Below are 23,624 nucleotides of genomic sequence, written 5' to 3' on the forward strand. Positions count from 1 at the left end.
TTGTGAAAGAATTATAAGTGTAAAAGTAACAATAAACTTTTGTGACGTGATACTTTTCATAGGCTCTAAAAAGATTAATTAATATATTGCAAGTATATTCTCAATATAAAAACAATACAATGAAAAGAAATGTAATTTCAACATTATTCATAAGTGGTTTACTATTTAGTAGTATTTATGGAAATGCTCAAAAAGCGACTTTAGAAGTTGATGCTTCCAAAACGATAACTAAAATCCAGCCAACTATGTTTGGTTTGTTTTTTGAAGACATCAATTTTGCTGCAGATGGCGGACTATACGCGGAAATGATTAAAAACAGATCTTTCGAATTTGAAAAACCTTTGATGGGATGGGAACAGCCTAATACCAAAAGGTCATCTTTAAACAAAGAATCGGGTAGTGCACTGCCCATTAATATAGCATCCAATAATACTAATTTTTGCCGAGTTGAAATTAATAATGATAAAGGTTATGCTTTAATAAATGAAGGTTTCAGAGGAATGGGAGTAAAGAAAGATGCAAAATACAATCTTTCTTTAAAAGCGTCCAATCCTAAAGGAGCCATCAAAAAAATCATTGTGCAGTTAATTGGTAAAGACCAAAAAGTACTGGGAGAAACGAGTATTATACCAAAATCGGAGCAATGGGCAAATTATACAGCTCAAATTACAGCTACTCAAACCGAGGCAAAAGCAAAGCTGAAGATCACTTTTGAAGGAACAGGAACGATAGATTTAGATATGATTTCGCTGTTCCCAGAAGATACTTGGAAAAACAGAAAAAATGGCCTTCGTAAAGATCTTGTACAGCTTTTGTATGATATGAAACCCGGATTTTTACGTTTTCCAGGAGGTTGTATTGTAGAGGGAAGAACTTTGGCTGATCGTTACCAATGGAAAAAATCGATTGGAAATGTAGAAGATAGAGAAACAAAAATGAACCGTTGGAATGTAGAGTTCAACCATAAACTAACTCCTGATTATTTCCAAAGTTTCGGATTAGGTTTTTTTGAATATTTCCAGCTTTCAGAAGACATTGGCGCAGAACCGCTTCCAATTTTAAGCTGTGGTATGGCGTGTCAGTACAATACAGGAGAGTTGACTCCTTTAGACGAACTAGATCCTTATGTACAAGATGCTTTAGATTTGATTGAATTTGCGAATGGAGCAGTTACGACAACTTGGGGTAAAATCCGTTATGATATGGGACATCCAAAACCATTTAATTTAAAATATATCGGAGTTGGAAACGAACAATGGGGGCCAGATTATATTGATAGATATAAGATTTTTGAAAAAGCAATTAAAGCAAAATATCCAAACATTATAATTGTTTCAGGAAGCGGGCCTTCTCCAGATGGCGAACACTTTGATTTTGCAATGGAAGAACTTAAAAAACTGAATGCAGAGTTAGTTGATGAACATTATTACCAAAGCCCGAAATGGTTTAGGGAAAATGCCGGTCGTTATGATAAATATGACCGAAAAGGCCCAAAAATATTTGCTGGAGAATATGCAGCGCAAAGTGTTTCAGGTGCTAATCCAAATAACAGAAATAATTGGGAATGTGCTTTTTCTGAAGCGGCTTTTATAACAGGATTGGAAAGAAATGCTGCAGTAGTTCATTTAACATCTTACGCTCCTTTGATGGCACACGAAGATGCTTGGCAATGGACACCAGATATGATTTGGTTCAATAATTTGGATTCTCACGGTTCAGCCAATTATTATGTACAGCAATTATTCTCCACCAATAAAGGAACAGATTTGTTGGATATTACTCAGGACGGAAAAGCTTTAATTGGTCAGAATAATTTATATGCTTCAGCAGTAAAAGATGTAAACAGTAAAGAAATTATTGTGAAATTGGTTAATACAGCATCAACAGCATCAGAAGTGAGTATCGACTTGAAAGGAGCAAAACTGGGATCAAAAGGAAGTATAATTAGTTTGGTAAGCGCAAATTTACAAGATGAAAATACGTTTGCAGAACCTAAAAAAATTACTCCAAAACAAAGTGAATACAAAATAACAAAAGGAAAGCAGCAATTGAATCTTCCTGCTTATTCTGTAACTGTTTTGAAATTGAAAACAATCTAAAATTAGTATTCATACGAATAAAGGGTTGAAATAAAATTTTTTATTCGCACGATTAAACCTGTCAGGTTTCTGTTGATAATTAAATACATATAAATTGCCCATTGATTTATCTTATCATTTAAAAAATAAAAACACATGCCTTACCATTCTCTTCAAAAAAGCCTTTTTTTATTGTTTGCATTAACAGGATTTTCTGTTTTTGCACAGCAAGATTTAAAACTGCAATACCAACAGCCAGCTGTAGAATGGACAGAAGCTTTGCCGGTAGGGAATGGTACACTTGGCGCAATGGTTTTTGGAAGAGTAGATTCCGAATTAATTCAGCTCAATGAAGCTACTTTGTGGAGTGGCGGACCGGTACAGAAAAATGTAAATCCAGATGCTTTCAAGAATCTAGCATTAATTAGAGAAGCGTTAACGAATGAGGATTTTGAGAAAGCCTATACTTTGACTAAAAACATGCAAGGCCCCTACAGCGAAAGTTTTATGCCATTGGGAGATCTTATTTTAAAACAAGATTTTGGTGGACAAAAAACAGAGAATTATAATAGAAGTCTAGATTTACAGACAGGATTGGCAGTTACCAATTTTAGTGTTGCCGGTGTAAAGTACAAAAGAGAAATTTTTGCTTCGGCACCTGCGCAATGTATCGTGATTAAACTTTCAGCAGATCAACTTAAAAAATTATCTGTGACACTGGATGCTTCAAGTCTTTTGAAAAATGAAAGAACAGTACAAAATCAGACCTTGGTTTTAAAAGGAAAAGCGCCATCACATTCTGATCCAAATTATATTGATTACAACAAAGAACCAGTGATTTACGAAGATGCGTCAGGATGCAGAGGAATGCGTTTTGAACTGATTATTAAACCTGTCATAAAAGACGGAGAAATAAGTGCTGACGGAAATAAATTAGTGATTAAAAATGCCTCGGAGATTTTGCTTTTCGTTTCGGCAGCAACTAGTTTCAACGAATTTGATAAATGCCCTGACAGCGATGGAAAAGACGAACATCAATTCGCTGAAGCTCCGATTAAAAAGGCAATTGCTAAAAAGTACGATAGTTTATTAAAAGAGCATATAGCCGATTTTCAAAAACTCTTCAATAGGGTTTCCTTAAAGTTGAATGAAAAAGAAACCAATAAATCTAATCTTGCAACAGATGTACGATTGGAAGAATATGCAAAAGGAGAAAAAGATGCTGGATTAGAAGCTTTGTTTTTTCAGTTTGGACGTTATTTGTTGATTTCTTCTTCTCGGACACACAACGCACCAGCCAATTTACAAGGAATTTGGAATAATAAACTTCGTGCGCCTTGGAGCAGTAACTACACAACAAACATCAATTTACAGATGAATTACTGGCCTGTAGAATCAGGAAGTTTGTCTGAATTATTTTTTCCGCTTGACGAATACATTAAAAATGCTTCTGTAACAGGAACCGAAACCGCCAAAAGTTATTATCATGCCAACGGCTGGGTTTTGCATCATAACTCTGATATCTGGGCGATGACGAATCCTGTGGGCGATTTTGGAAAAGGAGACCCTATGTGGGCAAACTGGTATATGGGAGCGAACTGGCTGAGCAGACATTTATGGGAACATTATGAATATACTGGCGATAAAGCTTATTTGAAAAAAGTATATCCAATTATAAAAGGTGCTGCAGAATTTAGTTTAGATTGGCTGCAGAAAGACAAAAAAGGCCATTTGGTCACAATGCCTTCGACTTCGCCAGAAAATATGTTTTATTACGATGGCAAAAAGAAAGGTGTTGTAACGACGGCTTCTACAATGGATATTGGAATTATTAAAGATTTATTCGAAAATACAGTTGAAGCTTCTAAAGTTTTAGGAACCGATTCAGAATTCAGAGAAAAAGTAAATAAAGCAGCTACTGAATTACTGCCTTTTCAAATTGGAAGTAAAGGACAATTATTAGAATGGTATAAAGATTTTGAAGAAGAAGATCCGCATCACAGGCATACTTCTCATTTGTATGCTTTGCATCCAGCTAATTTAATTTCGCCACTCAATACACCAGAATTAGCCACAGCAGCAAAGAAAACATTAGAACTGCGCGGCGACGATGGAACAGGCTGGAGTTTAGCTTGGAAAGTAAATATGTGGGCGAGACTTTTAGACGGAAATCACGCTTATACATTATTCAAAAATCAATTAAGGTTAACAAAAGATAATGATCCTAAGTACAAACGACACGGAGGTTGTTATCCAAATTTGTTTGATGCGCATCCGCCTTTTCAGATTGATGGAAACTTTGCAGGAACTGCCGGTGTGATCGAAATGTTAATGCAGAGCCAGAATAAAGAAATTCATTTGCTTCCAGCGCTTCCAGATGCTTGGACAGACGGAGAAATTAAAGGCATTACTGCAAAAGGTAATTTTAAAGTAGATATTAAATGGAATGCAGGTAAATTGACTCAAGCAAAAATTGTGTCTAATATTGGAGGCACTTGTTCTGTAAGGTCTGCTGAACCATTTATAATTGAAAAACTAAACGTTAAAAGTAAAAAATCATCTATTGGTTATACGGCAACATTTGATACTAAAAAAGGAATGACTTATAATGTTGTGCCTACGAAATAGATTTGAATCTTTGTGTTTTAAATCTTCTGGTTCGAAGCCTGATTCTTTTAATCTGAAGCAGACATTCGTTAATCAGATTTTTTATTTCTAAGTAAGAATTGTTAGGAACGGAGGTAATCGTATTTTTTACGCTCTCAATATAATTTCCAGCGGTAATTAAATCGGTTTCAAGATTTTGTAAAATACGGCTTTCTATATTTTTATTTTTCTTGTAGTAATAAATGCAGTTTTGAAGGTCTTCAATCTGACCTGTAATATCAGAAACGGCATTTTTTGAAACTGCTCGGCTGTAGTAATAAGAAAACTCTAACGGATTGTCTTCAATCACTTTATCAAAGTCGTCAATGGCTTTGTAATGATAATTTAACTGCTGGAAACATTTTGCCCTCAATTCATAAACCGTACTATTAAAACCTGAGTTTAAAGCATTATCGAGATAAGATAAAGCTTCAGAAAATTGACTGGAAAGATAGAGCTCTTTCCCTTTTTCTAAGTCGGCTGTGTCTTGTTCAAGATTTTGTACTGCAACCTTGTTTTTAAACGGAAATCCTAAATTGACGAACCACTTCATAATTATAAAATTTAGATGGTCAGGCTGTTCAGATTGTAAATCTGTGTTTAGATGAGGGAATGTTAAAGATAAATAAATTTTTGATATACAGTTAATTAAAAGTTGTTTTTGTGTCAAAAAAAAGGTGCTTGACGAATCAAACACCTCATTTACTAGCAATAAATCCATCTTTTATTGCAGTCGCTTAATATTTCATTTAATTGGATTCCGCTTTAAAAAGATCATCTGAATTTTCGGTAATCGGAATATAAAGTCTTTCCCAAACATCGCTGTCCACCATATCCCAGCTGTGGCCTTTTCCTTTAAGATCTTCGGCAAGTAAAACTACTCCAGGCTCGATGATGAAAGTACTTCCGTCTGATACTTTAAATTTAATTTTGCCTTTTACCGTAATTACATATTGTTTTCTCGGTGCTGGATGGGCATTTTTTTCCCATTCTTCTGTTTTATTGCTGTACCAGAAAGAAGCGGTATTCATGTGTTTTAAGGATGGAATAGAACCTTTTTCGAAAGTACAAGAACCATCAGGTTTATTAATAAGTCGGTACGCTGGAATTTCAGCTGCTTCTTCCAAAGCTTTCACTTGAACTTTTTTGTGCTCTTGTGCATAATTGCTGTTTGCTGCCATAAGAAATGCAGTTAGGATAAATCCTTTTAATAGATTTTTCATTTTGGTATTAAATTTAAAAGTAATAATTATTTTTTGTAATTAATTTTAAACACATAGAAACATAGATTAAGCAACCGTGCAAAGGCATTTCATTTGCATCAAAATACATAGCAAACTATGTGTTAGAAACTAGTTTCTTTCTCTATTCTTTTTTAGATAAAGAAATAACTATCCCCGATAGCTATCGGGGCTATGTGTTTAAAATTTTTTATTGAATGTATACAGAATCGTGAACCATCATTTTATTGAAGAATGGTTTGTATTTGCCCACTAAAGCAAGATGAGCATCCAGTTTTCCGTAGGTTTCTAAGTCTTCTAATGAATCAAATTCCATTGAAGCATTGTACGTAAAAGAATTATCCACAACAGGTCTAGGCGTTGAATTGGCAGGTTTTCCGTAACGAACATTTTTCACATACGGAAGCTTTTTAAGTCCTTCAAAAAAGTTTTTGAAATCTTCGACTTGTTCTGAAGTAAGTTCAGGTTTAAGCCAGAAAAGCAGATAATGAAAATAAACCGTTTTGTGCTGTGATTCTGTTTCAGTTGAAGTATTAGCCAATACTTTTGCTCCAGTCAATGCAAGTGCTCCCGCGCTCGCCGATTTTATAATAAAATTTCGTCTTTCCATAATCGTAAAGTTTTAATTAAAGTCAATTCTGTATTTTAAAACATACTGCCATTTTCGATCTGAAACTGTGGCTAAGTTTGCATCATTCAAAGTATAAATAGGACGATTTTGAGCATCAAAAGTTAATCTTGAAGACATGCCGTTCATGAGTAAAGAAATCCCCGCATCATAAGTCAACGCTTTATCGTGAAGTCCGTCAAGATCAGAAAGCATTACACTTCCCGCCGGCTGTAACTGGAGACTGTTTTTGGCTTTGTTGAAATAAGGAAGCGTTCCACCGACTTGTACATAATAAGTGTTTCCGGTTCCTATAACAGGAGAATTGTTTCCAGCTCCATTCAGACTGCTTACAGAAGTATTTACACCGCTTGCAGGATTGCTAACTCCAGAATAACGCACATAATTTGGCCCGTAATTATTGTTCATTGCCATGGCATAAGCACTGAAAGAAGTACCTCGATCTTTGTTAATTGGCGTATCATAGAAAAGATCGACAGCAAAACTTTTTTCGTCATCATTAATAGTCGTTTTTGCTTCATCTAAATGCCATAATGCATTGTGCATGTATTCAAAACCAGCTCCTAACGCCAGAACTTTCTTTTTACCATTATAAGTACCAGAATGGAATGGAGAAGAATTGTTTTCAGAATCAAAGAATTCATATTTAAAATAACCGGAGTAATCTTTATTTGGATGTGTTTTGCTAAACGTTGCAAGATTATATTGCGGATCAGCGCTTACATTCGTATAAGGATCGGCAATAACCAAACGATAATCTAATTTTCCTATTTGTCCTTTAGCATAAACACTCAATTCTCTTACCGTTTCGTCTGATATACCAGCATTTCCCGTTGCATAAGAAGGCAGATCGTACAATAAAGTATTCAAAGGTCCAGTGGTGAATCGGGATAAACCTCTCCAGGTTGAACGTCCTGCACCGGCAGCAATTATATCGTTAAATTTATATTCAGCATAAGCGTCTAAAAGTTCAAATGCAGGAGTAGTTTTAGAAGCGACGTTTACATTTGTTAAACCACCTTGTAATACAAACGTGAATTTTTCTGTAGGCTGATAAGACATTTTTACCCTAACTCTTCGTAATGATAAATCAGAAATACTGTTAACTTGTTCGCCATTTACCAAACTTCCCGGATTAAGTTCAGAGTAGCGGGCCCAGATTTCAGTATAACCACTGAATGAGATTGAACGTGTTTTTTCATCGTTTAAATATTTGGTTAAAGTTGGGTTTCCAAAATCATTCTTTTTTTGAGCATTAATTGTATTGATAAATCCTGCAAGCAGAAAAAAACACAATCCAATTTTTAAATAATTTGTTTTCATGTATAGTTAAAATTTACATTTTGTTCTGGTAGTGATCACTACTTGTTTTTGACTCGACAAAGGTAGATTCAGGATACACTTTGGGTTATTAGAAAAGTATTAGAAAGGCTATAGAATGTTATTAGAAATTGATTCTTTTTTTTATTTAAAGTATTGTAAAACAGGGTGTTTTGTATTTGTTTGAAATGTGAGCCATTTTAACCTGCTATTAGAAAAAGAAAATATTGTCGTAAATTTGATTTCGATTTTAAAAGGAAAAGACATAGATGAAGATCTTAATTGTGGAAGATAACAGCAGGGTTTCGGCTTTGCTGAAAAGAGGATTAGAGAGTCAGGGATATCAGGTATATATTGCAGAAGAAGCAGAGGAAGGACTTATCCTTTTAGAGAAAATTGATTTTGAATTAATCATTACCGATATTATGCTGGCTGGAATGGATGGCATTACTTTCTGTAAAAAGATCCGTCAATCCGGAAAAAAAATCCCAATCATTATGCTTACCGCTTTAGGAACCATTGATGAAAAGATTGAAGGTTTTGATGCCGGCGCAGATGATTATCTCGTAAAACCTTTTGAAATAAGAGAACTTTATGCCAGAGTTAAAGCTTTATTACAGCGTAAAAATGATGCTGTTTATACTGTTGAAGAAACTTCTCAAATCACGTATAATGATCTTGTTCTGGACAAACGAACCAAAGTAGTTTACAGACAAGGAATAACAATTAATCTGACTCCGAAAGAATTTAATTTACTCCATTTTCTGATGCAGCATCCGGAACGATTGCTTACTCGCGATGAAATTGCCGATAATGTCTGGGGAAATAATTTTGATACAGGAACCAATTATATAGATGTCTATATTGCTTATTTGAGAAAGAAAATAGACAAAGATTTTGATCAGAAACTAATTCATACCAAAGTAGGAATGGGATTTATTTTAAGCAATAAAATATGAAATTAGTAACCCGAACTGCCCTTGCTTATGCTATTTTAACGGCTTTTATTTTATTCGTATTTGCGTACAGCGTCTATTTTGTTTCCGAAAAAAACAGAAAAGATGAATTTTTTGATCGTCTGGATTATAAAATAACCTGGCGTGCCGAGTTTATATTTGATGCCCAAATCAACAAAGACCTCATTAAATTTCTGCATACTAAAAATAAAAAGGTATTAAACGAAGCCGATATAAGTGTTTATGACAGCAATTTTAATATTTATTTTTCGGATAATATGCCACCGCTTGGCAATCAAAAAATATTAGAGACTATAAAAAAGAATAAATCCTTAAACTGGGCAGATGAAAAATACCAATATCGAGGTATTTTATACAAAGACAATAATAAAGAATATTATATTGTTGGAAGAGCAATAGATGTAACCGGTTTGAACCACATTAATGCTTTTAAAGAAAATGTACTTTATGTATATTTTATTTCGATTGTTCTGGTTTTCATTATTGGTTTTGGGTTTTCCTATTATACCCTAAAACCGTTGAAAGATATTATTTTTCAAATCAGGGATATCTCCGAACATAATTTGAACAAACGAATTGTGGTTCCAAAAGCCAAAGACGAGCTTTATGAACTGACACAGACTTTTAATACGACTTTCAACAGATTAGAAAAATCCTTTAACAATCATCGAAATTTTGTGACCACTATTTCACATGAATTTCGAACGCCTCTTTCTATTTTGATTGCCGAAATTGAACTGGGAAAAGAATTGAATCAAACTATTGACGATTATAAAAAATCATTGGATAATGCTTTAGAAGAAGCCAATCATGTATCGCAGCTTTCGACAGCACTTTTAGATTTTGCAAGGGCGAATTATGATGTCTCACAAATCAAGATGTCGCCAACCAGAATCGATGAAATTTTGGTCGATGCCAAATTAAATCTGATAAATAAGAAAGAGGTAAAATACAAGATTGGAATAAGTTACACCAATTTGGGCGACACCGATGGCAGTGTTTATAATTATACTGGAAATCCATATCTGCTGCAGATTGCTTTTTCAAATATCATGGAAAACGCTTGTAAATATTCTGAAAATCATTCTTGTAATGTAGAGATTAACGCTTCATCAGAAAAAATTACATTAACCTTTTCAGATGAAGGAATAGGAATTCCAGAAGCCGATCTTGAAAAAATATACAACTTATTTTATCGAGGCAAAAACAAAGATCATGAAAATGGTTATGGCATCGGATTATCTATTGTAAAACAAATTATCAGCCTGCACAATGGTTCGATTGATGTTCGTTCTATCGTTGGCAAAGGCACCATATTTACGATCACTTTGCCATTGCAGTAATTTTTTTTTATTTTGTGATATTTTCTGTAAGCCAAAGATTAACATCATCAAACATTTGCTGATTTACGGTATGTCCTTCTTCGTAAGAATGAAATTCAGGATTTAGATTTTTAGTTTTAAGAAAATCTAAAGCGTCTACTGCATATTGATAATTTAAAACGGCATCTTGTTTTCCGTGAGAAATAAAAATTTTGAGTTTTTCCAGACGTTTTTCATCAGCCATAAAAGGTTTGATTTCTGGAAGTAATCTGCCGCTCATTACAGCAATTCCGCTTACTTTTTCTGGAGCAGTCAAAGCCACGCTGTAACTCATAATACCGCCTTGGCTGAATCCCATTAAATAAACTTGTTTAGAGTCAAAAGAGATTTCTGTTTTTAAATCTTCGATAAAATCGATGAGCATTTTTCTAGCATTTTCTGCCTGCTGTTCGTTGATTTGAGGTTTTCCTGTAGAAAAATCTACTTGAAACCAAGCAAAACTATTCGCTCCAAAAGTCAATGGACCTCGAGCTGAAACCACCACAAATTTTTCTGGCAGATTAGGAGCAAAAGAAAATAAGTTCTGTTCGTTACCGCCTACACCATGAAGCAGAATCAACAAGGGTGGATTTTCTGTTTTAATTTTTGGCTGTCTAATTAAATAGTGCAGTTTTGTATTTTTTGTATCTGAATTCATAATCGTAAAACTAAAGATTGAAATGGAAATAAGGATTCCGAAAGAAATCCAAAACGGTTTGTTTAAACTCATGCTTTATCTATTTTAACCGACATCATGTTGAGTGATCCCGCTAAAATGGCATCGTTAAAAATAGTCGCCTTTTCATCTTTTTCTCTAAGTGATAAAGTGTATAATAACGGCATATAATGTTCTGGAGTTGGCACCGCTAATTGAAACTCTTTTCCTTGTTTGTCAAAGTTTACCAGAGATTGATGATCGTTTTCTAGAATCATCGTTTTCATTTTTTCATTTGCAATATGAGCCCATTCAAAAGCATAACCTGGAACCATCATTTTGTCCCAGGCTGCTAATCGTAAATTATGAACGGAGTTACCGCTTCCAACAATTAAGACACCTTTTCTTCTTAAAGCAGCTAATTCTTTTCCTAATTCATAATGATAAGAAGCCGGTTTCGTATAATCAATACTCATTTGAATAATCGGAATATCAGCATTTGGATACAGGAATTTTACCACTGTCCAACATCCGTGATCCAACCCCCAGTCATTACTTAACCCTACAGAAGTTGAGGTAATTATTTTTTGGGTTTCTAAAGCCAGTTCTGGACTTCCTGGAGCAGGATATTGAACATCAAAAAGTGCTTGCGGAAAACCTCCAAAATCATGAATGGTTTCTGGTTTTTCCATTGCAGTTACAAAAGTTCCTTTGGTTTCCCAGTGTGCAGAGATACATAGAATTGCTTTTGGTTTTGGAAGTGTTTTGGCTATATTTTGAAAACCTTGTGTAAAACTATTATCCGCCAAAGCATTCATCGGATTTCCGTGTCCAAGAAATAAAACGGGCATTCTTTCTGTTGCGGCGAAAGAATCTGAAACGGTTTTAAGAGAGCTCAATTTCATTGCAGCAGCTCCAATTGGTAGTATTGCCATAGTTTTTAGAAAATCTTTACGGTTCATTTTATATTATAATTCGTTTTTAAGAAAAATCTTTTTTTGTGATTACAAAGTTCAGATTAATAACAACGAATGGGGTAACGATTTTCGGAAGAATGGTTGTGTTTTTAAGAAAGCAGTTTCTGCATTTCATCCCTAAACTCAGTCGGAGTCATGCCTGCTTTACGTTTAAAGGCATGTGTAAAATAGGTTTTTTCATTAAAACCAAGTTCATAACCAATTTCAGCTATATTTTTATCCGTAGTCATTAAAAGATTTTTGGCTTCAGTAAGTTTTCGGGTTTCTATGATTTCAGAAACGCTCTGCTGTAAAATGTTTTGACAGATGAGGTTTAAGTTACGAGAAGTCATAAAAAGCTTTTCGGCATAGAAATTTACGTCTTTGGATTCCTTGTAATGTTCTTCTAATAATCGAAGGAAGTTTTTAAAAGTAGAACTGTGAATCTTCTTAGATTCGTCATTATCCAAGTTCAATTTGCGTCTTTCCGATTCTATAATGGTAAACAAGGCGCTTAATAATTGTCGGATAACGGCAAGATCCGGCGCTTCTTGACTATACTCATCATAAATCATTTTACAGAGAATATCCAGTTTTTCAAAACATTGATTGCTTTGTAGACTAATGTTGGCTTTATCATGAAAAGAAGCATAAAGGCTGAAAGTCGTTTCGGCAATAAATTCACTTTTAAATCTTAAAACCCACATATCGCATTCGCCGTCTTTTATGAGCGGTTTGGCGCGATGAATTTTTCCCTGCGTGACAAAACTGATGAAGGGAGCATCAATTAGTTTGGAATTAAAATCTATAAAATGCTCCAACTGTCCTTTGTTGCCAATAATAAGTTCTTCAAAATCATGAGAATGCGGTTCATTTACAGACTGCATTATTTTTTCTGATTCTGATTCGGTGATTCGAAAGACTTTGAAAATTTCGGTCATTATGTGGTTTTTAAAAGACAGGTTATAAAGGTAAGGGATTCACTCAAGAAATTAAACGCGAAATTTTGTTTAAATAAAACGGTGTGTTTTTTAAGTTGATTGAAACTTAATGCATTTTGTTTATGGTTTAGAAATTAATTTGGTAAATAGGAATCAAAGAAAGAGGAGTATATACTGATATTCATGATGTTTATTTCTAATTAGTGTTTTGTATTTTAATACTTGATTGCAAAATTTAAAAAGCAATGCTTTATTTTAGAAGACTTGCCATTTCTTTTACCACTAAAAAATATGCGTTTACCTCATTTTATTGTTAGAGCTTCTGAATATACATATTATTGCATTGGTAACTGTTATTAAAGTACTGCATCTGAGCTTATATTATTAAAAACTGCATTAATGATATTGGCTTTTGGTTAGATGCTTAATACGTAATTATAAATTTTATAAACCCCAATAATATGAAAACTAAAGTATATTTCTATTTCAGTCTATTTTTAGGAGTTCTTACTATTTCTTGTTCAAAAGATAATGATACAGAGGACGACACGACTGTTACAACCAATAATCCTATTACAATCAGCGCAACGACAGCAAAGGGAACGGCAGAAGGATCCTCAGAAACCGGCGCAAACGCAGATGATTTAATTGCGAATTCTACTTTTAGTTCTACCGTAAAAATTACATTCAACGGCACCAGTGCTACGGCAGAAAATGCAGTGACAGGAGTAACTGTTGCCATTTCAGGAGCAGATGTTACGATTACTTCTACAGTTGCCGAAGTGGCTTATGAAGTTACAGGAACTACAACCAATGGTATGCTCAAAATTTATAGCGACAAAAAATATAAACTGACGCTGAATGGCGTATCCATTAAAAACAATGATGGACCGGCGATTAATATTCAATCAGGAAAACGTGCTTTTATTATATTAAGCGGTACAAACACTTTAGAAGACGGTGCAACTTATGCTACTTCTACTGAAGACCAAAAAGGAACTTTTTTCAGCGAAGGACAGCTTATTTTTTCAGGCAGCGGTACGCTTAATATTGTTGGTAATAATAAACATGGTATTGTTTCAGATGATTATGTACGTGTGCAAAGCGGTACAATTAATATCACCAAAGCGGCTTCAGACGGTATTCATACCAATGATGGTATTTATATTGATGGAGGCACTCTGAACATAACTGCTTCAAGTGATGGTATAGAGGCCGAAGAAGGACATATTATTATCAATGCAGGAACGATTACGATTACTGTAGCCGATGACGGAATAGTAGCTTCATACGATACCGACGATACGATTGATCCTTATGTTGTAATTAATGGAGGAACAATTACAATTACAACAACTGGTGAAGGTGGTGAAGGAATAGAAAGTAAAAGTAAATTGACAATCAACGACGGAACGATTTATATTAAGGCTGTCGATGATGCAATAAATGCTGGTGATGCCATTTACATCAATGGTGGAAATATTGTTGCCTACAGTACCACAAATGATGGTATCGATTCTAATGGTACGCTGACAGTAACTGGCGGAAGAGTCTTCGCTATTGGTGCTAAAAGTCCAGAAGAAGGTTTTGACTGTGATAACAATACATTCAAGATTACTGGAGGATTGTTGATTGGTGCAGGAGGAGCAACCAGTTCGCCAACTGCTACTGTATCTACCCAGGCTTCGGCTATTTTGGCTGGCGGAAATGCAGGAACTACTTATAGTGTTTTAGATAGTGACAACGCTGAGATTATGACATTTAAATCACCTGTTAATTTTACAACATTACTATTGTCTGGTAGTAAATTCAGCTTGGGTAAAACTTATAAATTGGTTACAGCATCTAGTGTAAGCAGTGCTTCAGATTTTAACGGATTATATTTATCAGGAACATTTAGCAACCCTACAGTGTCATCAAGTTTTACGCTGACCTCTATGGTAACCAAAATAGGCGGAAGCACTGGACCAGGTGGAAGATAATAGGTATATATTTTAGTGAGTGTTTTTTTATATTGATTAGAACAAGTCCATTCCTGATTGGGGATGGACTTTCTTTTTTCATATAAAATAGATTGCATTTTCATAGGTATAAAATAATTTTTTTAGAAAAGCGATATTGAATAAATTTATAAAACAGTTAGGAGATATAGGATTTGTTTGTGATATATTTGTGTGAATAGCCTTTCAGTGCTCCATTCATAGGATAATAATAAGCTTTGCTTAAACGAGCTGAAAGTTCTATTTTTAACTCTTTAGAAAATGAAAAAAATGATATTATTTATTGTTGTCGTTATATTTGTTTTGGCTGGGATTTGGTATTTCAAAAAGAAAGATTCTGGGATTTACGAAAAAAAGCAAGAGCCACTTCCAGTAGTTTATCAAGAGTATCAACCAATTTCTTCAGCTTATCAGCATGCTGCTTTCTCCATAAAAGAAATATGCAGTACTGATATTTCACTTTCGGCATCTCCCAATCCAATCAAGGCTTATCAATCTGTTAATGACAATGTAATTATTGGATGTCAGATAGGAAATGATGAAGCAAATAAAGGAGACAAGCAATATTACAAGATTGATAAAAACGGATTGATTACAGATTCTCTTTATGTAAAATATGACGGATTTTGGACAGTACTGATAGATGGTTTTATGGTTTCTACTCAAAAAGAAGATGCTTATTATACAAGCTGGCCGTTTGATGGAAGTACGACAAGACAGAAATTTGAAGAGCATAATACAGATTTCGTATTGACAAATGAAGAACTAAATAACGCTCAAGAAAAAATCAGAAAAGAAAGTCAGTATTATTTCGTACGTTCTTATGTTGACGGGAATATTTATACGACAGCATTTTATTATTATCTGGATAAAAAATGGAATGTTTTATGGCAGAAAACAGCCGGTTATCAATCAGAGAGAGATTCAGAAAGTGCTATTCGCTATCAGAAAGAGCTTTATTATAGTAATATTGGAGAATCGACATTAGAAAAAGAAGTGGAGCTGCAGTATTTTCATGAAGAAGATAAAATACAGTATTATCATGTTATTGGAGGCGGATCGCCTGCAACACAAGCTGTAGGCTGGCGCGGTACAGGTTTTTTTAAAACTATGATTGGAGAAAAGCCATTTCTTTTCAGCGTTTCCAAAATGATAATTGAAAAAGAAAAATATGACGGTTACGAAACACGAATTTATACCGTCAACGAACCAAAAGCAGCAGTTACTCCTATAAGTTCGAAGTTTTACAAATCACCGTTTGGATTTGCATTGTACGCTCCCGATGCAAAAAAAATGTATTTGATCAATAGTCTGACTCAAAAACAATAAGATAAAATTCAGATGTAATAGGAAAACTTTGTACTGTGATTTGCTGTAGTGCCAACTTAAAATTTTAGAAAGAATATCTTAGTAATGATTTATAATAAAGAAAACTTCCCCAAAGTAACTTCTCAACGTAATGTGCCAGTTACCCTATTAGTTTATGTGCTGTTCGGGCTTTTGTGTTTTGCAATGCTGCTTTTATTTGCAGTACTTCCTTTAAGCATTCAGCTGGAACATAATAGTCGTTTATCGAATGGCGAAATGATTTTCGACCTGATATATTTTCCGTTACTGCTTTGGGGAGTTTGGGCTCTTTGTAGGAATTACCAACATCAAAAACTAAAAAAGATAATTTCTATTTCGGTAGATCACAATGGCATACATCATCATCAATACAATGGCGCTGTTGAAAGTATTTTGTATAAGGAACTGGAGCGCAGTACAGAAATCTATGTAAGTGATATCGATCGAAAGATTGGAACAAAATATTCTCCGAGTTATATTTTTGGTTTTAAAGAAGGTAAACAAATTCCCATTCATTTTTCAAAGCCGGCAGATGGGATGACTTACATTCCCAAAAACAAGTATCAGCTTATTGGTCATTTTTTACATGGCGTTTCTCTGTTTTCGCCCAATTTAAAAGTTTCTCAAGCTGTTTATACAGATTATTTTATAAATCCTAAAACTTTCGAATTCGATAAAAAAGCCCAAAGGATTACCTATTTTATCATTTTCATAGTAATTATCCTGATCTTGATTGGAATTGACTTATTTATAAAATATACAAAAGGCTTTTCGATATTGTTTAATTAGAAAAAAGATATTCTTTCCAGATTTTTCAAATAGTTTAATTTAACACAAAGTTAAATTAACTTCTTAGGTATTTTTTATCCGTTGCTTTTCATTTGCTTTTTTAATCTCTCATGGAAAAAGATCTTTTGAAAATGGCTGACGATGAACTTCAGAAATTAATTTTTGAAGGGAATGATGCCGCGTTTTCAATTATTTTTAACCGATATTGGAAAAAGCTTTATACTTATGCTTTCAAAATCTATAAAGATGAAGCAATCTGCGAAGATATCGTTCAGGAAATCTTCATAAGTTTTTGGAAAAATGCCTCCAGCACCGTAATACTAAACCTTGAAGCTTATCTTCTTAGAGCAGTAAAATATAAGATTGCGAATCAAATTCGAAACCTGAAATTTGACCAACAACATACAGAAATATTAGAAAGTATTCCAGATCCGAGTCTTACTATAAATGATTTGGAATATATCGATTTGGAGAAAAACATCAACGACCAAATTAATAAATTGACTCCCAAATGCAGAGAAGTCTTTCTGCTCAGCCGTATGGATCATTTTACAAATGCTGAAATTGCAGCAAAACTCAATTTATCTATTCATACTGTAGAGAAGCATATCAGCAATGCTCTGAAGCAGCTTCGTCTTAATAATACATCTTATAATTATCTTCTTTTTTACTGGGCAGCGTTCTTTTATGTTAACTAAAAAACACTGGTTTTAAGAAAACGTTAAGCCTGCATTTTGGACTACTTGTTCGAATCAAAAAATGTGACTTGTATATAAAAGCACATAATTTTGAAAAAAGAAATCTTTTTGCAGCTAGCAAAAAAATACGAAGAAGGTACCTGCACACCTGAAGAAAAAATAGCAGTTGAATCATTTTTTGATAAGATGCAGGAACAAGCATCAGAAATAGAAATTTCTGATGCCAAAGGAGATGTAATTCTTAATAAGATATTTTTAGAATTACAGGTAAAACCAAAAAAATATACAACTCGAAAAATGTTGAAAATTGCAGCAGTTTTCGTTATCGGACTTTCGATTGCATTTGCCGCAGCTCAATTTATTTTCCAGCCTGCAGCAATTACTCAAATTACCGCCAAAGGAGAAAAGAAAGAAATTTTCCTTGAAGACGGAAGTGTAATCGTACTTAACTCAAACAGCAGCATTACTTATCCAGAAAAATTTGAAACCACAAGAAATATTAAATTGGTTGGACAGGCTTATTTTAAAGTTTTTAGAGATGTAAAACGTCCTTTTATAGTACAGACACACGACGTAAAAGTTAGAGTGCTTGGAACTTCATTCGATATCAATTCCTATAACCATCACGATACCAAAGTAAGCGTTATCAGCGGGAAAGTTGAAGTGAGCTCGCCAACAGGTAAAAAAGTACTGCTTATTAAAAACCAACAGGCTGATTTAATTAAAAATTCTGATTTTCAAATTTCTACAGAAAACAGCGAAGATAAAATCGCTTGGATCGGTAATACTATTATACTTAAAAACACCAAGCTTTCAGAAACGGTTAAAATTATTGAAAACTGGTATAATGTAAGTATTGATATTGAAGATAAAGAACTTAATGACCTTACGATTTCAGGAAAATTTAAAGATGAAAAACTGGAAAATGTATTGGAAAGTATTGCCTATTTAAAACAACTGAAAATAAATTACACAACCAAAAACCATATCACTATAAGAAAAAAGACACCATAAAAAAACAGAAAAAACAAACCCGCTTCCGGTGCAACGGAAACGGGCGATTTTAAAAGACTAAAAATAAAATTTATAGCCTAATAGTAATGAATACGAAACTACAATTTTTTTTCAATAAGTATATAAAGATGAAAAATCTTTACTTAATGATTTTATTAATTTTTTCCTTTAAAGGATTTGCCTCTGTACAGTCGGGTAAGGATGTGCAGATTAGCCTTAATCTAAAAGATGCGGCAATTACAGAATTTTTCAGCGCAGTAGAACAGAAAACATCTTTTACCTTTCTTTTTGACGAAAAGATATCTGGAAGCTCACAGCGTATTTCCATTTATGCAGAAAAAGAAAGCCTTGACGGAGTGCTTGCAAAAGTTGCAGCAAAAACAGGTCTTTCATTTAAAAAACTAAACAACACTATTACAGTTACCAAAAATCTTCGTGCCCAAATGAATGTGCGAGGGAAAGTTCTGGACGAAAGCGGTATGCCAATGCCGGGAGTCACCATTCTTGAAAAAGGAACAAAAACGAATACGATGACAGACATGGAAGGAAATTTCAGCTTTGCTGTAAATGCTTCGGCTGTACTTGTCGTTTCTTATATGGGATATGTTTCTCAAGAGGTTCAAGCTAGTGTTAACCCAATTACCATTGTGATGAAATTAAGTACAAGCGAACTTAATGAAGTGGTGGTAACGGCTTTAGGAATTAAGAGAGAAGAAAAACGTTTAGGATTCTCGCAGCAGACTATCAAATCTGATAATTTATCGCAGGGAAGACCAAACAACTGGTCATCGGGATTAAAAGGAAAAGTAGCAGGTTTAAGCATTACATCTACAGGTTCTGGGCCGTTAAACTCACAGCAGATTACGCTTAGAGGAAACAGATCCTTAAGTCCAAAAGGAAATTATGCACTTATCGTTGTAGATGGAGTTCCCGTAAATGCAGAGATGACCACTTCAGGATCCAGCAGTGCTTATATGGGAGAAGATTCGCCAATTGATTACGGAAACGGAATTTCTGATCTTAATTTGGATGATATCGATGCTGTTACAGTGCTGAAAGGAGCAGGTGCAACTGCGCTTTATGGAAGTCGTGCAGCAAACGGAGCTTTAATTATTACTACAAAATCTGGAAAGAAAAATAAAGGTTTAGGAATTTCTTTCAACACAGGAGCAACATTTGATGTAATTCAGAGATGGCCGGATTATCAGTACAGTTACGGACAAGGAACAGGAAATTCTCCAGATGCTTCGGGGAATCAATATTATTCTTATGGAAATTCTGTAGATGGAACTTCAACCAGCGGAACCAGCAGTGCTTGGGGACCAGCTTTTGCGGGACAAAATTTCTATCAATATGATCCAGCTTTGCAGGGACAATCCGCAGAAAGACTTCCTTGGCAATCTTATAGAGATAACCGAAAAGATTTTTGGAGAACGGGTGTGACTTTAAATAATAATGTTTCTATTCAAGGAGGTGACAGCAAGGGATCAATGCGTCTTTCTGTTGGAAATCAAAAAAATGAATGGATCATGCCAAATACAGGTTTTGATAGAGTTACTGCTGCTGTCAATGCTAACTATCAAGTGTCTGATAGAATCAAGTTAGGAACAGCAATAAATTATAATACAAGAAATAGTGACAACTTACCTTCTACAGGTTATAACAATGGTTCTATAGCTTATTTTATGATTTTTCAGCAGCCTAATATCGACTTGGATTGGTATCGTCCAATTTGGGTGAAAGGTAAAGAGCAAATCGAGCAGTTGCATCCTTTCAGCTCTTTTATAGATAATCCCTATTTGATTGCTTATGAGGCAACTAATACATTAGATAGTGATCAGATTGTAGGTAATATTTTTGCCAACATCACTTTGTCTTCAAATCTGGAATTAATGCTTCGTTCGGCTATGAACACATACAATCAGACAAGAGAACAGAAAAGACCTTACAGTATCAACAGATATGCGAAAGGATTTTACGAAAGACAAGATGTTTTCAAACAAGAAATTAACTCCGATTTTCTTCTTTCATATAAAAAAGATTTTGGTAACAAATTCTCGCTTGCTGCTTCAGCCGGAGGAAATGCCATGAGTTATAAATACAGAAGAACAGAAGCAGAGGTTACAGGTTTGGTTGTTCCTGGAGTTTATAAACTTTCAAACGGTTCCAGCGCACCAATTTTAACTTTAGGGGATGCTTACAAAAAAATGAGCAGTTTGTATGGTTTGGTTTCGATGTCTTATGCCGATATGCTTTTTGTTGATATTACAGGAAGAAATGACTGGACGAGTACACTTCCAGTTGAAAACAATTCCTTCTTTTATCCGTCGATTAATACAAGTGCGGTTATTTCTGAAATGGTTTCACTTCCTAAATCAATTGATTTCTTAAAATACAGACTTTCTTTCGCTCAGGTAGGAAATGATACTGAACCATATAAAACCCAAAAATATTACGGACAAAGTGCTTTCCCAAGTTCTGCGCAGACTTTAACGGTTTTATACAACGACCATTTTAAACCTGAAATTACAACGAGTTTTGAAACAGGTTTCGAAATTAGAATGTTTAAAAACCGACTTACAGCAGACGCTACGGTTTACGAAAGTGTAACAAAAAACCAGATTATTGATATTCCGATGGATTTCTCAACAGGTTACAGCGGCGCGGTTTTAAATGGAGGAAAAGTGAGAAACCGAGGAATTGAATTGACTCTTGGCGGAAAAATTATTGATGGCGATAATTTTAAATGGAATTCAACTGTAAACTGGTCAAGAAACTGGAATAAAGTAATGGAATTACCGGAAGGAATCGATGGTCAGCAGATCATTGGCACAGGAGGAACAGCTTCTATCATTGCAAAAGTAGGCGGAACAACAAGTGCCATTTACGGTTTTGGATTCGTGAGATCTCCTGATGGACAAATTGTTTACGATAATGCAGGACTTCCAGCATATCCTGAAGAAATTCAGTATATCGGTGATGCGAGTCCAAAATGGAAAGCGGGTTTTACCAATAGCTTTTCAATCGGAAACTTTACTATGAATGTAACTTTAGACGGGCAATATGGAGGAATCATCTATTCGCAGACCCATCACAAGCTTTCTGAACAAGGAAAATTAAATTCAAATAGTATGGGCAGAGAAACCGGCTTTATCATTGGTGAAGGTGTGGTTCAAAATGCAGACGGATCTTATTCGCCAAATACAAAACAAGTAAAAACGGCAGATTGGTATACTCGTTATTACCGAAGAGCCAATATCGAATCCAACTCTTTTGATGCTTCTTTTGGAAAACTTCGCGAAATAAGTCTTCAATATACTATGCCAAAAAGATGGCTGAAAAACACAGGACTTCAGTCAGTTCAGTTTTCACTTTTCGGAAGAGATTTAGCAACTGTTTCAGATTTTCCAATTTACGATCCAGAAACAGCAGCGTTAAACGGAGATACCATTTTACCAGGTATTGAAATGGGGCAGATGCCGTCTCCAGCTACTTATGGTTTCAATTTAAGTTTGACTTTATAATAAGACAATGAAAAAGATAAAAATTACTGCAATACTATTACTGCTAACAGGACTGATTATTTCTTGTACAGGAAGTTATGAAGAGCTGAACGAAAACCCTAATCTTATTACCGAAATAAGTCCGGGCACTTTAATTAATCCAATTATTTACGGAGTAGCTTCACAGAATGCATCACAGAGTGTAGATGTTACTTTCAACCTAATGAAGGTTTCACTTCCTTTTCCAAGTATTACAGGAGGTTTGCATCGTTATGATGTAAGCAATAATATTGGAAACTCGGCCTGGAATAATTATTACAAATGGCTGAATAATATTAGAGAAATGCGAATGGCTTCGGTAAAAGCGGGAGATGGCAATTATGAAGCAGTGGCATTAACGCTGAATGCTTTGGTGTATGCTAATCTTACAGATCTTTTTGGGCCAGTTCCAATGACTGAAGCAGTACGCGGAGAAGATGGAATCTTATATCCAAAGTACGACACACAGGAGTTTATTTATGAAACCATTTTAGCTGATTTAGAAAGAGCCAATACGCTTTATGATACAAGTAAAGCAATGATTTATACCGAAGATATTCTGTTTCAAAATAATGTGTTAAAATGGAAGAAGTTTACCAATTCTTTAAAAATGAGATTATTGCTAAGAGTTTCAAACAGAACAGAAATTGGTGCTTTTGAAAAACTCGCTTATATGGCAGATCATCCTGAAGTTTATCCTGTTTTTACCAATACTGCCGAAAGTGCTATTTTGAAAGTAACAGGTGTATCGCCGAATGTTTCTCCGTGGGGAAGACCTCAGGATTTCAATTTGAACATCAAAATGGCTTCTTTCTTTATTGATAATCTAAATACGCTTGAAGATCCGAGAAGAGCTATAATTGCAACAGGAGCAACAGCTTTGGTTACCAATGCTCCAATCGGGTTTAAAGGAATTACAAGTGCTTATGCGGGTTCTGATTCTCAGTTCAAATATAATGCTTCGACACTTTTGAACACACAGGTGCAAAATCCGATGCAGATTTTTCTTTTGACTTATGCTGAGGTTGAATTTATTAAAGCAGAATTAGCACAGAGAGGTCTTATTGCAGACGCTGCTGGACATTATGAAAAAGGAGTGAGAGCCGGGATAGAGCAATTAAAAGCAACAACTCCAACAACTTATTTTAGTAAACCAGAAGCACAGTATGATGGAACTTTGGAAAGAATCATGCTGCAGAAATACTACGCTTTGTATTTTACTGATTATCAGCAGTGGTTTGAATATCGTAGAACAGGATTTCCTGTATTGCCAACAACAACTGCCATGTTAAACAATGGAGTTATGCCGTCAAGATTCACTTATCCAGACAATCAGCAGATTAAAAACACTGAAAACTATCACAAGGCAGTTGAAATGGTAGGAGGCGATAATATCAATACAAAAGTTTGGTGGGATAAATAAAATAATAA

Annotated in this window: 18 protein-coding genes; 11 read left to right on the top strand and 7 right to left on the bottom strand. The window is 34.6% G+C overall.

Annotation, left to right across the window (positions count from 1 at the left end):
• The first annotated feature begins 119 nt into the window (after nt 1-119).
• Nucleotides 120-2,099, top strand: a complete 1,980-nt coding sequence (locus GSY47_RS07255) for an alpha-L-arabinofuranosidase C-terminal domain-containing protein (RefSeq protein ID WP_219071206.1) — start codon at nt 120-122, stop codon at nt 2,097-2,099.
• 135 nt (nt 2,100-2,234) lie between these two features.
• A complete protein-coding gene (locus GSY47_RS07260; protein WP_179005161.1) occupies nt 2,235-4,706 on the top strand; it encodes a glycoside hydrolase family 95 protein in 2,472 nt (823 codons plus the stop codon).
• Here GSY47_RS07260 and GSY47_RS07265 read toward each other — a convergent pair.
• From GSY47_RS07265 to GSY47_RS07280, 4 genes are all read right to left on the bottom strand, one after another.
• The gene (locus GSY47_RS07265; protein WP_219071207.1) at nt 4,696-5,277 is read right to left on the bottom strand and encodes a hypothetical protein; all 582 of its coding nucleotides are present in this window, start codon (nt 5,275-5,277) and stop codon (nt 4,696-4,698) included. The genes GSY47_RS07260 and GSY47_RS07265 overlap by 11 nt on opposite strands.
• Nucleotides 5,278-5,473: 196 nt before the next feature.
• Nucleotides 5,474-5,947: a cupin domain-containing protein gene (locus GSY47_RS07270; RefSeq protein ID WP_246611279.1), complete on the bottom strand. Its 474-nt coding sequence runs from the start codon at nt 5,945-5,947 to the stop codon at nt 5,474-5,476.
• A 208-nt stretch (nt 5,948-6,155) separates the two neighbouring features.
• Complete coding sequence (locus GSY47_RS07275) at nt 6,156-6,575, bottom strand: Dabb family protein (RefSeq protein ID WP_179005164.1); 420 nt, start codon at nt 6,573-6,575, stop codon at nt 6,156-6,158.
• A gap of 12 nt (nt 6,576-6,587) precedes the next feature.
• The gene (locus tag GSY47_RS07280; RefSeq protein ID WP_179005165.1) at nt 6,588-7,916 is read right to left on the bottom strand and encodes a hypothetical protein; all 1,329 of its coding nucleotides are present in this window, start codon (nt 7,914-7,916) and stop codon (nt 6,588-6,590) included.
• A gap of 266 nt (nt 7,917-8,182) precedes the next feature.
• Here GSY47_RS07280 and GSY47_RS07285 point away from each other — a divergent pair, with 266 nt between their 5' ends.
• Together GSY47_RS07285 and GSY47_RS07290 are read left to right on the top strand one after the other, a co-directional pair.
• Nucleotides 8,183-8,872, top strand: coding sequence for a response regulator transcription factor (locus tag GSY47_RS07285; RefSeq protein ID WP_219071208.1), 690 nt, complete (start codon nt 8,183-8,185; stop codon nt 8,870-8,872).
• The gene (locus GSY47_RS07290) at nt 8,869-10,233 is read left to right on the top strand and encodes a HAMP domain-containing sensor histidine kinase (protein ID WP_179005167.1); all 1,365 of its coding nucleotides are present in this window, start codon (nt 8,869-8,871) and stop codon (nt 10,231-10,233) included. The genes GSY47_RS07285 and GSY47_RS07290 overlap by 4 nt, the downstream gene beginning before the upstream one ends.
• A 7-nt stretch (nt 10,234-10,240) precedes the next feature.
• On the opposite strand, the gene GSY47_RS07295 is transcribed toward GSY47_RS07290, so the two are convergent.
• The 3 genes from GSY47_RS07295 to GSY47_RS07305 all read right to left on the bottom strand — a co-directional run bounded on the left by GSY47_RS07295 (nt 10,241) and on the right by GSY47_RS07305 (nt 12,803).
• Nucleotides 10,241-10,981, bottom strand: coding sequence for an alpha/beta hydrolase (locus GSY47_RS07295; RefSeq protein ID WP_179005168.1), 741 nt, complete (start codon nt 10,979-10,981; stop codon nt 10,241-10,243).
• A complete protein-coding gene (gene ygiD / locus GSY47_RS07300) occupies nt 10,978-11,811 on the bottom strand; it encodes a 4,5-DOPA-extradiol-dioxygenase (RefSeq protein ID WP_449267397.1) in 834 nt (277 codons plus the stop codon). The genes GSY47_RS07295 and ygiD overlap by 4 nt, the downstream gene beginning before the upstream one ends.
• Nucleotides 11,812-11,972: 161 nt before the next feature.
• The gene (locus GSY47_RS07305; RefSeq protein ID WP_179005170.1) at nt 11,973-12,803 is read right to left on the bottom strand and encodes a helix-turn-helix transcriptional regulator; all 831 of its coding nucleotides are present in this window, start codon (nt 12,801-12,803) and stop codon (nt 11,973-11,975) included.
• Nucleotides 12,804-13,264: 461 nt separating this feature from the next.
• Here GSY47_RS07305 and GSY47_RS07310 point away from each other — a divergent pair, with 461 nt between their 5' ends.
• The 7 genes from GSY47_RS07310 (at nt 13,265) to GSY47_RS07340 (ending at nt 23,616) form a co-directional block, all read left to right on the top strand.
• On the top strand, nt 13,265-14,785 hold the full coding sequence (locus tag GSY47_RS07310) for a carbohydrate-binding domain-containing protein (protein ID WP_179005171.1): 1,521 nt from the start codon (nt 13,265-13,267) through the stop codon (nt 14,783-14,785).
• A 279-nt stretch (nt 14,786-15,064) separates the two neighbouring features.
• On the top strand, nt 15,065-16,132 hold the full coding sequence (locus tag GSY47_RS07315; RefSeq protein ID WP_179005172.1) for a hypothetical protein: 1,068 nt from the start codon (nt 15,065-15,067) through the stop codon (nt 16,130-16,132).
• Nucleotides 16,133-16,216: 84 nt separating this feature from the next.
• Nucleotides 16,217-16,939 carry a hypothetical protein gene (locus GSY47_RS07320; RefSeq protein ID WP_179005173.1) on the top strand — a complete coding sequence of 241 codons (723 nt, stop codon included), beginning with the start codon at nt 16,217-16,219 and terminating at the stop codon, nt 16,937-16,939.
• 110 nt (nt 16,940-17,049) lie between these two features.
• Nucleotides 17,050-17,637: an RNA polymerase sigma-70 factor gene (locus tag GSY47_RS07325; RefSeq protein ID WP_179005174.1), complete on the top strand. Its 588-nt coding sequence runs from the start codon at nt 17,050-17,052 to the stop codon at nt 17,635-17,637.
• A gap of 108 nt (nt 17,638-17,745) precedes the next feature.
• Nucleotides 17,746-18,651 (top strand): FecR family protein, encoded by a 906-nt coding sequence (locus tag GSY47_RS07330; protein WP_218651423.1) that lies wholly within the window; start codon nt 17,746-17,748, stop codon nt 18,649-18,651.
• Nucleotides 18,652-18,797: 146 nt separating this feature from the next.
• Nucleotides 18,798-22,175, top strand: coding sequence for a SusC/RagA family TonB-linked outer membrane protein (locus tag GSY47_RS07335; protein WP_246611281.1), 3,378 nt, complete (start codon nt 18,798-18,800; stop codon nt 22,173-22,175).
• A gap of 7 nt (nt 22,176-22,182) precedes the next feature.
• Nucleotides 22,183-23,616, top strand: coding sequence for a SusD/RagB family nutrient-binding outer membrane lipoprotein (locus tag GSY47_RS07340; RefSeq protein ID WP_219071209.1), 1,434 nt, complete (start codon nt 22,183-22,185; stop codon nt 23,614-23,616).
• Nucleotides 23,617-23,624 lie beyond the last annotated feature (8 nt).

This window comes from Flavobacterium quisquiliarum, assembly GCF_019308285.1.
GTDB lineage: Bacteria > Bacteroidota > Bacteroidia > Flavobacteriales > Flavobacteriaceae > Flavobacterium > Flavobacterium quisquiliarum.

Coding starts and splice junctions, on each gene's coding strand:
- GSY47_RS07295 (WP_179005168.1), bottom strand. CDS start 10,981: ATGAGTTTAAACAAACCGTTTTGGATTTCTTTCGGAATCCTTATTTCC.
- GSY47_RS07305 (WP_179005170.1), bottom strand. CDS start 12,803: ATGACCGAAATTTTCAAAGTCTTTCGAATCACCGAATCAGAATCAGAA.
- GSY47_RS07335 (WP_246611281.1), top strand. CDS start 18,798: ATGATTTTATTAATTTTTTCCTTTAAAGGATTTGCCTCTGTACAGTCG.
- GSY47_RS07290 (WP_179005167.1), top strand. CDS start 8,869: ATGAAATTAGTAACCCGAACTGCCCTTGCTTATGCTATTTTAACGGCT.
- GSY47_RS07325 (WP_179005174.1), top strand. CDS start 17,050: ATGGAAAAAGATCTTTTGAAAATGGCTGACGATGAACTTCAGAAATTA.
- GSY47_RS07320 (WP_179005173.1), top strand. CDS start 16,217: ATGATTTATAATAAAGAAAACTTCCCCAAAGTAACTTCTCAACGTAAT.
- GSY47_RS07340 (WP_219071209.1), top strand. CDS start 22,183: ATGAAAAAGATAAAAATTACTGCAATACTATTACTGCTAACAGGACTG.
- GSY47_RS07260 (WP_179005161.1), top strand. CDS start 2,235: ATGCCTTACCATTCTCTTCAAAAAAGCCTTTTTTTATTGTTTGCATTA.
- GSY47_RS07280 (WP_179005165.1), bottom strand. CDS start 7,916: ATGAAAACAAATTATTTAAAAATTGGATTGTGTTTTTTTCTGCTTGCA.
- GSY47_RS07285 (WP_219071208.1), top strand. CDS start 8,183: ATGAAGATCTTAATTGTGGAAGATAACAGCAGGGTTTCGGCTTTGCTG.
- GSY47_RS07265 (WP_219071207.1), bottom strand. CDS start 5,277: ATGAAGTGGTTCGTCAATTTAGGATTTCCGTTTAAAAACAAGGTTGCA.
- GSY47_RS07255 (WP_219071206.1), top strand. CDS start 120: ATGAAAAGAAATGTAATTTCAACATTATTCATAAGTGGTTTACTATTT.
- GSY47_RS07275 (WP_179005164.1), bottom strand. CDS start 6,575: ATGGAAAGACGAAATTTTATTATAAAATCGGCGAGCGCGGGAGCACTT.
- ygiD (WP_449267397.1), bottom strand. CDS start 11,811: ATGAAATTGAGCTCTCTTAAAACCGTTTCAGATTCTTTCGCCGCAACA.
- GSY47_RS07310 (WP_179005171.1), top strand. CDS start 13,265: ATGAAAACTAAAGTATATTTCTATTTCAGTCTATTTTTAGGAGTTCTT.
- GSY47_RS07270 (WP_246611279.1), bottom strand. CDS start 5,947: ATGAAAAATCTATTAAAAGGATTTATCCTAACTGCATTTCTTATGGCA.
- GSY47_RS07315 (WP_179005172.1), top strand. CDS start 15,065: ATGAAAAAAATGATATTATTTATTGTTGTCGTTATATTTGTTTTGGCT.